We start from the raw sequence: 4,539 nt of genomic DNA on the forward strand, positions 1-4,539 counted from the left end.
GTGACGGACGAACCGGCCGCCCGGTCGTCGTGCGCGGCCGGTTCGTCCGTCACCAGACGGGTGATGAGATCCGTCGGCACGGTCTGGAACATGGTGTCGGAGCCGAGCTTGGTGTGGTCGGCGAGGACCACCACCTCCCCCGCGGCCTGCACCAGCGCCCGGTCCACGCTCGCGGAGAGCATGTTGGACGTGGAGAGCCCGCGTTCGGCGGTGAGCCCGCTCCCGGACAGGAAGGCGCGCGAGACCCGCAGCCCCTGGAGCGACTGCTCGGCCCCACTGCCCACCAGGGCGTAGTTGGAACCGCGCAGGGTGCCCCCGGTCATCACCACTTCCACCCGGTTGGCATGGGCCAACGCCTGGGCGACCAGCAGCGAGTTGGTGACCACGGTCAGACCGGGGACCCGCGCGAGCCGGCGGGCCAGCTCCTGCGTGGTCGTACCGGCGCCGACCACGATGGCCTCGCCCTCTTCGACGAGGCCGGCGGCCAGGTCGGCGATGGCCGTTTTCTCCGCGGTGGCGAGATGGGATTTCTGCGGAAAGCCGGACTCCCGCGTAAAACCGCCCGGCAAAACCGCACCGCCGTGCCGGCGGTCGAGGAGTCCTTCTGCCTCCAGTGCCCGCACGTCCCGCCGTACGGTCACTTCGGAGGTCTGGACGACGCGGGCGAGCTCACGGAGCGATACCGCTCCGTTGGCACGCACCATTTCGAGGATCAACTGACGACGTTCTGCAGCGAACACAAAACTGACAGTAACGTGACCGCCCGAGCGTTTTCAGCTGTTTGCGCCGAATAACAGAAGTTGTACATACAAGGGGCCGCCAAGTGGTATAGGCGGCCCCGTTGTTGTTCCGTACTGATCGAACGGCGGTCTGCGACCGCCTGAGTTGCCGGGGGTTGCCGGGGAATGCCGGATTCCCGGGGCTCCCCCGAGGGCGGTTACGCCTCGCCCGCCTGCTTCCGGGTGTGCAACTGCCGGGCCACTTCCGCGATCGATCCCGACAGGGACGGATACACAGTGAAGGCGTTTGCGATCTGTTCCACGGTCAGATTGTTGTCGACCGCGATCGAGATGGGGTGGATCAGCTCGCTCGCCTTCGGCGCGACGACACAGCCGCCGACCACGATGCCGGTACCGGGCCGGCAGAAGATCTTGACGAAGCCGTCCCGGATGCCCTGCATCTTGGCGCGCGGGTTGCGCAGCAGCGGAAGCTTGACGACGCGGGCGTCGATCTTGCCGCCGTCGACGTCGGCCTGGGTGTAGCCGACCGTGGCGATCTCGGGGTCGGTGAAGACGTTCGAGGAGACCGTCTTGAGGTTCAGCGGCGCCACCGCGTCGCCGAGGAAGTGGTACATCGCGATCCGGCCCTGCATGGCGGCGACCGAGGCGAGCGCGAAGATCCCGGTGACGTCACCGGCCGCGTAGACGCCCGGCGCACTGGTGCGGGAGACCTTGTCGGTCCAGATGTGGCCCGAGTCCTTGAGCCGGACCCCGGCATCCTCCAGGCCCATGCCCGCGCTGTTCGGGATCGCGCCGACCGCCATCAGGCAGTGCGAGCCGGAGATGACCCGGCCGTCGGCGAGGGTCACCTCGACCCGGTCGCCGACCCGCTTGGCGGACTGGGCGCGGGAGCGGGCCATCACGTTCATGCCGCGGCGCCGGAAGACGTCCTCCAGGACGGCTGCGGCGTCCGGGTCCTCGCCCGGCAGCACCCGGTCGCGGGAGGAGACGAGGGTGACGCGGGAGCCGAGGGCCTGGTAGGCGCCGGCGAACTCGGCGCCGGTGACACCGGAGCCGACGACGATGAGCTCCTCGGGAAGCTCGTCGAGGTCGTAGACCTGGGTCCAGTTCAGGATCCGCTCACCGTCGGGGAGCGCGTCCGGGATCTCCCGGGGGTGACCGCCGGTGGCGATCAGCACGGCGTCCGCGGTGAGCGTCTCCTCCGTGCCGTCGGCCGCCGTGACGACGACCTGGCGGGAGCCGTCGGCGGCCTGGAGGCCCTCCAGACGGCCGCGCCCGCGCATCACCCGTGCGCCGGCACGGGTGACGGAGGCGGTGATGTCGTGGGACTGGGCGAGCGCGAGGCGCTTCACCCGTCGGTTGACCTTGCCCAGGTCGACGCCGACCACCCGCGCCGCCTGCTCTATGTGCGGCGTGTCGTCCGCGACGATGATGCCGAGCTCCTCGTACGAGGAGTCGAAGGTGGTCATCACCTCTGCCGTCGCGATCAGGGTCTTCGAGGGCACGCAGTCGGTGAGCACGGACGCGCCGCCGAGGCCGTCACAGTCGACGACGGTCACCTCCGCGCCGAGCTGGGCGCCCACCAATGCCGCCTCGTACCCGCCGGGTCCGCCGCCGATGATCACGATCCGGGTCACGAAAAGTCCGCCTCGCGTTTCTCGTCCCGCGGCCGTCTGCTGTCCCGGCCGGGGTCCGGGGGGTCGCCCCGGGGGAATGCAGTACGTACTTCATTGTCCCGCACGCGCCAAGGTGCTTCGCCCCGGGGCCCTCCATACGTGCGCCGGGGCGCCCCGGGCACGGGAAGCGGCCGGTCGGACCGGCCGGCGCGCGAGGGTGCGGCCGGCCCGGATCCCGAGACCCGGGCGGGGTGGTTCCTCTCAGGAATCGACGCTCCCGGTGTCACCTCCCGTACCCTCGATCCCATGTCGCTCTACGCCGCGTATGCCGGCAACCTCGACGCGCGGCTGATGACGCGCCGCGCACCGCACTCCCCGCTGCGCGGCACCGGCTGGCTGAACGACTGGCGGCTGACGTTCGGCGGCGAGCAGATGGGCTGGGAGGGCGCGCTGGCCACGGTGGTCGAGGCGCCCCGCTCCCAGGTGTTCGTGGCGCTCTACGACCTGGCGCCGATGGACGAGGACTCCATGGACCGCTGGGAGGGCGTCGGCCTGGACATCTACCGCCGCATGCGGGTCCGGGTGCACACCCTGGACGGCGAGGAGCCGGCCTGGATGTACGTGCTGAACGGGTACGAGGGCGGGCTGCCGTCGGCCCGCTACCTGGGCGAGGTGGCCGACGCGGCCGATTCCGCGGGCGCGCCGCACGACTATGTGATGGAACTCCGCAAGCGCCCCTGCTGAGCGCCGGAAACCCGCTCCGATCCGGCTTTTCCCCGCCTGACCCGCGGCTCGCTGTGGGAACACACAAACGAACGCGCCAAGACTCTGTGCAGGAGCATCTACGCGCGTAGGGATTCAGCGGTTACGCTCATCCGCGTGAACGCATCAGTTATTCCGGACCACATCCAGGGCGACCCGCACGCCGCCGCCGCCGACGCCGCTGCCCGCCTGCGCGAGCTGACCGGTGCCGAGACCCACGACGTCGCCCTCGTGATGGGTTCCGGCTGGGCGCCGGCCGGCGATGCGCTCGGCGCTCCGGAGGCCGAGTTCCCGGTGACGGACCTGCCCGGTTTCCCCGCCCCCGCGGTCGAGGGCCACGGCGGCACGATCCGCTCGTACCGCATCGGCGAGAAGCGCGTCCTGGTCTTCCTGGGCCGCACGCACTTCTACGAGGGCCGCGGCGTCGCCGCCGTGTCGCACGGGGTGCGCACCGCCGTCGCCGCGGGCTGCAGGACCATCGTGCTGACGAACGGCTGCGGCGGCCTGCGCGAGGGCATGCGCCCCGGACAGCCGGTCCTGATCAGCGACCACATCAACCTCACGGCGGCGTCGCCGATCATCGGCGCCAACTTCGTCGACCTGACCGACCTGTACTCGCCGCGGCTGCGGGCACTGTGCAAGGAGATCGACGAGACCCTCGAAGAGGGCGTGTACGTGCAGTTCCCCGGCCCGCACTACGAGACCCCGGCCGAGATCAACATGGTCCGCGTGATGGGCGGCGACCTCGTCGGCATGTCCACCGTGCTGGAGGCCATCGCGGCCCGCGAGGCCGGCGCGGAGGTGCTGGGCATCTCCCTGGTGACGAACCTGGCGGCGGGGCTGAGCGGGGAGCCGCTGAACCACGAAGAGGTGCTGCAGGCGGGGCGCGACTCGGCGACCCGGATGGGGTCGCTGCTGGCGAGGGTCCTGGACCGGATCTGACGGCGGGGGCGCGCCTTTCGGGGGCGCTGCCCCCGTACCCCCGTTCCTCAATCGCCGGAGGGGTTTGATTGCGCCCCTCGCCGCACGAAAGCGGCCGCAGGAGCGCAACCCGGCCTCGTCGGCGTTCGAGGCGCGGGGTCCGGGGCGGAGCCCCGGTTTCGGGAAAGGGCGGGCAGGGGAACAGCCTCGCCGCAGGCGCACCCCACCCGCACCTTGCTCCCCACACCGACCACAAGGAAGGCGGACACCGTGACGACGCAGGACCTCATCGCCCGGGCCAGGACCTGGCTCGCCGAGGACCCCGACCCCGAGACCCGCGACGAGCTCGCGAAGCTCATCGACGCGGAGGACCTCGACGAGCTCGGCGCACGCTTCTCCGGCACACTCCAGTTCGGCACCGCCGGACTCCGCGGTGAGATCGGCGCCGGCCCCATGCGGATGAACCGCGCCGTCGTCATCCGCGCCGCCGCCGGGCTCGC

General features: G+C 71.1%; 4 protein-coding genes and 1 pseudogene. 3 read left to right on the forward strand and 2 right to left on the reverse strand.

Going from position 1 to position 4,539, the window contains the following annotated elements; all coding sequences use genetic code 11:
• Positions 1–704: DeoR/GlpR family DNA-binding transcription regulator (locus tag JGS39_RS36935; RefSeq protein WP_236065902.1), on the reverse strand; the 704-nt coding region annotated here is incomplete at its 3' end.
• A gap of 233 nt (positions 705–937) precedes the next feature.
• Positions 938–2,377: an NAD(P)H-quinone dehydrogenase gene (locus JGS39_RS36940; RefSeq protein ID WP_219574140.1), complete on the reverse strand. Its 1,440-nt coding sequence runs from the start codon at positions 2,375–2,377 to the stop codon at positions 938–940.
• A 285-nt stretch (positions 2,378–2,662) separates the two neighbouring features.
• Between JGS39_RS36940 and JGS39_RS36945 the strand changes: the two genes are divergently transcribed.
• The 3 genes and pseudogenes from JGS39_RS36945 to JGS39_RS36955 form a co-directional block, all read left to right on the forward strand.
• Entirely contained in the window at positions 2,663–3,100 is a 438-nt protein-coding gene (locus tag JGS39_RS36945; protein WP_219574141.1) for a gamma-glutamylcyclotransferase family protein, read from the forward strand.
• A gap of 135 nt (positions 3,101–3,235) precedes the next feature.
• Positions 3,236–4,060, forward strand: coding sequence for a purine-nucleoside phosphorylase (locus tag JGS39_RS36950; RefSeq protein WP_219574142.1), 825 nt, complete (start codon positions 3,236–3,238; stop codon positions 4,058–4,060).
• Positions 4,061–4,309: 249 nt separating this feature from the next.
• Positions 4,310–4,539 (forward strand): annotated as a pseudogene (locus tag JGS39_RS36955) (phospho-sugar mutase); the annotation flags it as partial.

This window comes from Streptomyces poriferorum (genome assembly GCF_019399235.1).
In the GTDB taxonomy this organism is placed as follows: domain Bacteria; phylum Actinomycetota; class Actinomycetes; order Streptomycetales; family Streptomycetaceae; genus Streptomyces; species Streptomyces poriferorum.